This is a genomic window from Nocardiopsis sp. FR4 (assembly GCF_009830945.1).
Classification (GTDB): domain Bacteria; phylum Actinomycetota; class Actinomycetes; order Streptosporangiales; family Streptosporangiaceae; genus Nocardiopsis.
In genome coordinates this window covers 150,401-156,498 of sequence record NZ_VWVV01000015.1, presented here as the reverse complement: position 1 = coordinate 156,498, position 6,098 = coordinate 150,401, and the positions used below count along the sequence as shown (strand labels likewise).

Below are 6,098 nucleotides of genomic sequence, written 5' to 3'. Positions count from 1 at the left end.
CTCGTCCACCTGCCGCCGCACCTCCGGGGAGATGGTGCGCTTCCCGGACAGCGCGTAGGAGGCGGTGCTGCGGGAGACCCCGGCCAGCCGGGCCACGTCGCCGATGGTCACCATCGTTCCTCCAGGGAATCGTGTCGGGGGCCCGTCACGGTCGCTCCAGGCGGCCGCTGGAGAACTCCGCGAGGGTGATGTTGTCGATCACCGGGGCGTACCGGGACCGCAGCAGGAAGTCCGGCCAGGTGTCGGAGGCGTAGGACCCGCCGTCGAAGTCGGGGCGTTCCTCAGAGGAGAACGTGATGGTGTTCGCCCCCCGCTCCAGTTCCACCGGCACGGTCAGCACCCAGAAGTTGTTCGCGTGGAAGGTCGGCGGGAACAGGACGGTCTCGGGGTCGGCGCCGTTGACCGAGACGTCGGCGTGCCGGGCGACCGGGTTGGGGTTGTAGTGGGTCGCCTGCGAGGTCTCCGGGTTGGCGTATCGGACGCGCATGGCGTAGGTACCGGCCCTGGGGACCCGGACGTGGAAGGTGAGCGTGTTCGTGTTCCCCGGGTCGCCGCCCACACCGGTGACCGCGGACCCGCCGTCGGCCAGGGAGAGTTCCGTGGTCTGCGCGGTGCCGTCGGCCCTGGCCTCCTCCGCCTCGTGGACCCACGTCGCCAGGTGTTCACCGGTCGGGGTGACGTCGAGGCGGTCGACCAGCAGGGCGGGGCCCGCACCTGTGAGGGTGATCTTGTTGATCCCGCCGGAGAGGGAGACCGCCACCGACGTGGGCGCCGGTCCGACGCGCAGGACGTCGCGCCCGTTGACGGCCAGATCGGCCCGGCCGTTGCCGAAGGCGTGCACGTCGATCCTGGCCTCGGCGTCCTCGGCCGAGTAGGCCCAGAACGTCACCGTGTCGCCGGCGCCGAGTTCCACCGCGCCCGCGCCGGACGCGCCGTGGCGCCGGATCCGCTGGTCGCGGTAGACCGGCCGGGCGCCGTCCAGCTGCGCCAGTTCGGCCTGGTAGCTGGCGGTGGTCGCGTCCGGATCCGGCAGGGCCAGGGTGATCCGGTCGATGATGGCGTCGCCCCGGGTGGCCCCGGATCCGTCCAGGCTGCGCGCGGCGAGGCTGATCACGTTCTCGCCCGCCTCCAGTTCGACACTGGTCCGGGTCTGGTTCCAGACCACCCACTTGTACGCGAGCGGCAGGAAGACCTCCTGCTCGGCTCCGCCGTTGACCCGTAGGAAGACGTTGGTCGGGCCCTGTTCCTGGACGAGGTCGTGGGTGTAGAGGGAGCTGGCGAAGACACCCAGGTCGTAGGTGCCCGCCTCGGGCACGTCGACGGTGAAGTCCAGGACGCCGTCGGAGCCGGTCCGCAGGCCGCCGACGTTGTACCCGCCGGAGGTGTAGAACTTCGAGACGTCCGACGGCGAGCCCTCCGGTCCGTTGCGGCTGTAGCCGCCGCCGGTGTACTCGGCGTCCTCGGCCTCGAACGAGCCGGTCCACCGGTGCGGCCCGGTCCCCCCGGGCGTACCGTCTCCGGCCGGGGTGAGGACGATCTCGTAGGCCGACGACTCCCTGAGCCCGGGGAGGGAGCCGCCGAAGTCGAAGGCGACGGAGCCGTCCCGGACCTCCAGGACCTGTTCGGTGACGAGTTCGGGCGGGCCCGAGTCGCCGAGTTGCCCGCTCCAGGGGATCTCCCGCACCCACGCGTGCACCTCGGTGCCGAGGACCTCCTCCGGGACGTTGCGGAACTCCACCCACGCGGGCCCGTCGGCGCCGCCGAACAGCGCCCGGACCCGGGCCCGTTCCTCGTCGAGTGCGGCCAGGCCCTGGAGGGTGTAGTTCGCCCCGGGCGAGGGCGGGGTCACCTCGACGGTGTGCCCGCTCATCTGGCCGTAGGAGTGGTACAGCCACCACTGGCCGTTGGCCCGGTTGGCCTCCACGGACGAGTCGGAGAGGTTGCCGTTCATGTTCCAGAAGGCGACCATCGCGTCGACCTTGGACTCCTCGATCGCCGACATCCACTGCACCATCTGGCCGGGCACGGAGGTGTGGTAGTTGAACGCGTACTCGTTGACGTTGATCGGCAGGACGGTGCCCTCGTACTCGGTGCCGGCGAAGACCTCCTTCTCCCACTGGCGGTACCGGGCCACGGACGTGCGGATCTGCGCGGGGTGGCTGAGCTCGTGCCAGGTGATGACGTCCGGGACCGTCCCGGCCTCGACGGTGTGCTCCAGGAAACCCCTGACCTGGTCGAACAGGATGCTCGTGTTCGGCCCGGCGACCCGCACGTCCCCCAGCCTCTCCCTGACCATGGCGTGTGAGCGATCCCACGCGGCGAAGTAGTCGGCGGGGTCGTCCAGCCAGCTGGTGCCGTCGTAGCTCCACTCACCGGTGCCGAACATGTTGCCCTCGGGCTCGTTGAACGGCTCGATGACGATGTTGTCCAGGTACTCGGGGTCGAGCCGACCGATCTGGTCGAGCTGTTTCTCCAGCACCCCCATGTAGTGGGAGAGCCGCTCCTCGGGGGTCTGGCCCGGCCACTGGTAGGGGAAGCCGCGGTAGTAGTCCGTGGCGCGGACGTAGACGTCGCCGCCGGTGGCTCCGGCCAGCGGGCCGACGACCTCCAGGGCGTCCGAACCGGGGTGCTGGGCGCCGTCCTGGGCCTTGGTGGCCACGGTGCGCACGTTCATGCCCTCGATGATGTTCTCGGTGGGCAGCCCGGGGCCGTAGAGGCCGTAGAGGGAGCCGCTGGCGCCCCCGTGGAAGGCCCCGGTGTCGGTGGCCAGGTCGATGGAGAGCTGCCCCTCCCGGATCACGGTGACCGACGCGGTCAGGGGCCACTCCCCCGCCGTGCCGGAGACGGTGAAGGCACCCGTGTCCGCGTAGGCGTCGGGATCCACCTCGTCCCACTCCGCGGTCAGGGGCCGGTCGTAGCCGTCGGAGAAGTTGGCGGGCACCGTCCGCGGCAGGTCCGGGGGCGTTCCGACGGGGGTGCGCAGGTCGAACGCGTCCTCCGTCAGGCCGGTCGGCACCGGAACCCCACCCGTGAGCTCCGCGACCTGCTCCGGCGACAGTGCCGCGTGGTAGACGCGGAAGTCGTCCACCTGGCCCTCGAGAAGCGGGTCGGGGTAGAACGACCTGCCGATGTACCCGGCGCCGTCCGACGAGCCGGAAAGCAGTTCGTCCGCGCCGACCCCGCTCGGCGCGGAGTCGACCGCGACCCCGTCGAGGTAGGTGGTGATCCGTCCCGCACCGGTGTCCAGCGTCACCGTGAGGGTCTTCCAGCCGCCCGCGGGAAGCGCCGCCGAGCCGGTGTTGTGGTCCTCGGCCCCTCCCCCGCCCGTGGTGACCGCGGTGCGCAGCAGCCCCTCACCGCTGTACGGAGTGGTGAAGAGGTACCGCGTGTCGTCGGTGCCCAGGGCGTAGGCCCACTGCCACGGGGCGGTGGCACCGCTCCACCGGACCCGCATGGAGACCGTGAGGTCGGTGGCGCCGCTGAGGACACCGGCGGGCAGCCGGACGTAGGCCCCGCCGGAGTCGTGCGCGCCACCGGGAAGGCTCAGTGCCGTTCCGCCGTCAGCGCCCTCGACCAGCGAGGCGGTCGCGGCGTTGACGAGGCTGGCGTGGTGTTCGTTTCCCGAGGTGTCCGCGATCGTGGTGCTGAGATCGTCGGAGTTGAAGTCGTAGTGGACGACCGGGTCCGGCAGGTCGACCGCGGCCGCGTGGCTCGCGGACGCCAAGGCGGCGACCAGTGTGCTGGCGAGCATTGCCGAGACCGCGCCGTTGCGCAGGTATCTCGGCCCCGATGACGACATCCTTGCTGCTCCTGACTTCTCGCTTGCGATGGCCACACCAGCGCGAGGGCGCGTCCTTCCAGGCCACAACCGTCGAACCGGTTCGACACACGAGCCGATGCGCCCCCCTGTCCTACGATTCCGTGTCCGTGGTGTGAAGCCCGTGTGCGTGGCGCCTAGTGTTAGCGCTCACAAAGAAGCGGTCAATCCGGGCTCCACCACTCTTTACCCTTTCGTTAACTTCCACGCGTCCAGGGAGCGCCGTCCCACCGGTTCGATGGCGCTACCCGGTCGCGGCGGCCACCGGCTGCCGCAGAAGGGTGCGCTGTCTCTCCGGCGCCACCCTGCGGAGGTCGCTCAGGTGGACCTCGTGGTGTCTGCCGGCCATGCGCAGGCCCCGCTCGGGGACGAACTCGTGGTGCATCCGCCGCAGCGCCTCCGCCTCGCCGCCGAAGGAACCGACGTGCGGCGTCTGCGCGCACCTCCCCTCGACGAGGGTCTCCAGACGGACCTCGTCCAAAGGAGTCCATGTCCCGGGCCCACCACAGGCCCTCCAGCGGTGGGCCCACGTAGTCGCGGCCGGGTTCCCGCTCGCTGGCGAACTTCAGCGCGTACGCCACCGGGTAGAGCGCCCGGGCCGCCCCGGCCTCCCCGGGTCTCGGTCCCGGCCGGTCAGGCCCCACCGGGTGGGAGCTCCAGGTAGTCGATGTTGGGCAGGCCGTCGGATCCGGTGGCCACGAGCCGGACGGTGTTGTCGCCGGAGTCCAGCCGCACCGTGATCGTCGCCCTCGCCCAACTGCTCCATGCGCCCGTGGCGGCGAACGGGGCTGACGCCGCGGTGGAGCCGTTCACCACCACTTCCGCCGGCCGGCCGCTCGGACCGCCGTTGGCGTACCCGACCACCAGGGTGACCGTTGCCGGGGTGTCGGCCCGCACCGTGAACCGCGCCGCCGCACCGGTGACGTTGTCGGTGTTGCAGAATCCGCCGCCGGAGTACCCGGGGTGGTCGGCGTCGACGGTGCCGTCGCAGGCGGCCGGTGCGTGCTCCGCCTCGTGGCGCCGGGGAGCCGGTTCGCCTACACCGTTGTCGTCGCTGAAGTCGGCGCCGAGGTTCGCGTGGTCACGGGGGCGCACGAACTCCGTGGCCGGGATCGAGCCGTCCGCCGCGCGCGGACCCTTGATGACGGCGGCCGAGGTGCTGACCAGGTCGGCGTCGCTCCAGTCGTCCTTGAGGTCCCACGAGTTGCCGTCGCCGCCCGAGGAGCCGAGGTTGACGCCCGCCCCGTCGGCCACCGACAGGTTCCGGTTCAGCGTCGAGGCCGACCGGTTGAAGACGAACCCGCTGCCGCCGTTGGCCCAGGCGGTGTTGTTCTCCAACCGCAGCGAACCCGGGTTGCCGTTGTCGATGAACCCGCCCACGGCGTTGTCGAAGGCGATGCTGTTGCGCACGACGTGGTTCGCCGCTCCGCGTCCGAGCTTGAAGCCGTTGCCGTCGCCCTCCCAGCCGGGGAAGCCCCAGCGGTCGACGCCGTTGCCCCAGGCGACGGAGTCCTCGATGCGGATCGGGCTGAGGAAGTCCCAGGAGTCGAACCCGTCGTCGGCGTTGTTCCACAGCCTGGCGCCGATCACGGCGTTGCCCGAGCCGGTTCCCTGCTTGATGGCCAGGCCGTCGGCGCTCTCACCGTTCTTGCGCGGGTCGCGGTTGCCGTAACTGTCGAGGTTGACGACCCGGTTGTCGCTGGAGTCGAGTACGAGGTGCAGACCGGTCTCGTAGTTGTCGCGGGTGACCAGGTCCCTGTAGACGTTGTTGCTGGACTCGATGGCGAAGATCCCGTAGGGGCCGTTGATGATCTCCAGGCCCTCGAAGCGCCACCAGTCGCCGCTGACGTGGATCGCGCCGCGCTCGATGCGCGGGTAGGGCTCCCCGAACGGGGCGGGGGTGTTGGGCATGTTCTCACCGTCGATGACCACGTGCTCGCCGTCGTAGGCGCGCATGGTGATCGGCTGCGAGGGGGTGCCGCTCTTCTGGATCCGGATGTTGACGCTCGGCTCGTAGGTGCCGCCGCGGATCTGGATCACGGTGCCGGGGGCGGCCAGGTCGACGGCGCGTTGGATGGTGCGCAGGGGGGCCGCCACGGTGCCGGGGGCGGAGTCGCTGCCGTCGACCGCGACGGTGAGCGTACGGTCCTGGGCGGCGGCGGGCTGCGCCGGCGCGACCGGGACGAGCAGCGTCAGGGCGAGGAGCAGCGGTGCGCCGCGGCTCCGGAGACCACGAAAACGCATGATCGGTAAAGCCTCTCTCGACAGGACCGGAGGGGGT

Annotated in this window: 4 protein-coding genes; all 4 read right to left on the bottom strand. The window is 71.0% G+C overall.

Features of this window, described 5'->3' with window-relative positions; genetic code table 11:
- On the bottom strand, window positions 1-114 hold a 114-nt coding region (locus FYW95_RS16275; RefSeq protein ID WP_159943650.1), incomplete at its 3' end, for a LacI family DNA-binding transcriptional regulator.
- Between the two features lie 31 nt (window positions 115-145).
- Window positions 146-3,751: a LamG-like jellyroll fold domain-containing protein gene (locus FYW95_RS16270; protein WP_160050496.1), complete on the bottom strand. Its 3,606-nt coding sequence runs from the start codon at window positions 3,749-3,751 to the stop codon at window positions 146-148.
- Window positions 3,752-4,061: 310 nt separating this feature from the next.
- Entirely contained in the window at window positions 4,062-4,298 is a 237-nt protein-coding gene (locus FYW95_RS16265) for a GyrI-like domain-containing protein (protein ID WP_370462402.1), read from the bottom strand.
- Between the two features lie 152 nt (window positions 4,299-4,450).
- Window positions 4,451-6,061 carry a right-handed parallel beta-helix repeat-containing protein gene (locus FYW95_RS16260; RefSeq protein ID WP_160050495.1) on the bottom strand — a complete coding sequence of 537 codons (1,611 nt, stop codon included), beginning with the start codon at window positions 6,059-6,061 and terminating at the stop codon, window positions 4,451-4,453.
- Window positions 6,062-6,098: the final 37 nt, after the last annotated feature.

Bases quoted from the DNA above. Each gene is read 5' to 3' on its own strand.
- FYW95_RS16270 (WP_160050496.1), bottom strand. From the start codon at position 3,751: ATGCTCGCCAGCACACTGGTCGCCGCCTTGGCGTCCGCGAGCCACGCG.
- FYW95_RS16260 (WP_160050495.1), bottom strand. From the start codon at position 6,061: ATGCGTTTTCGTGGTCTCCGGAGCCGCGGCGCACCGCTGCTCCTCGCC.